At 63.6% G+C, this 472-nt stretch carries 1 protein-coding gene; it reads left to right on the top strand.

Annotated elements, in window-relative coordinates; translation table 11 throughout:
• The coding region (locus JWG43_RS20745; protein WP_205244317.1) for an SRPBCC family protein at positions 1–404 on the top strand (404 nt) is incomplete at its 5' end.
• Positions 405–472: the final 68 nt, after the last annotated feature.

The following is a 472-nucleotide window of genomic DNA, read 5'->3' as shown; positions in this document are numbered from 1 at the left end:
GCTTCATGGAGAACGTGAAGTCCGTCGATGTTCTGGACGATGTCCGATCCAGCTGGACCGTCGCGGGCCCCGCCGGTGCGGAGATCGAACTTGTCAGCGAGATCATTGAAGATCGTCCCGGCGAATACATCGCCTGGCGGTCGACCGAGGACAGCGATGTCGATCACGAGGGCTGGATCGCGTTTCGCGACAACGCCTTCGGCCGAGGCACCGAGGTCCGTGTTCTGATCAGCTACGATCCGCCGGCGGGCGCCGTCGGCAAACTGGTCGCCAAGGTGATGCAGCGCGAGCCCCGGGTCCAGGCCCGGCGCGAGCTGCGACGTTTCAAACAGCTGATGGAGACGGGCGAAATCTCGACGTCCAAGGCTCCTGACGCGGCGCCGCGCGCCGACCGTCATTTCTGATCCAGGAAGGAATTCCCATGCGCGCCCTGACTTGGCACGGCAAACACAATGTTCAGGTGGACACGGTC

The sequence above is a fragment of the Desulfobulbus alkaliphilus genome (assembly GCF_016918545.1).
Lineage (GTDB): Bacteria > Desulfobacterota > Desulfobulbia > Desulfobulbales > Desulfobulbaceae > Desulfobulbus > Desulfobulbus alkaliphilus.
This window is presented reverse-complemented; position numbering and strand designations above follow the sequence as displayed.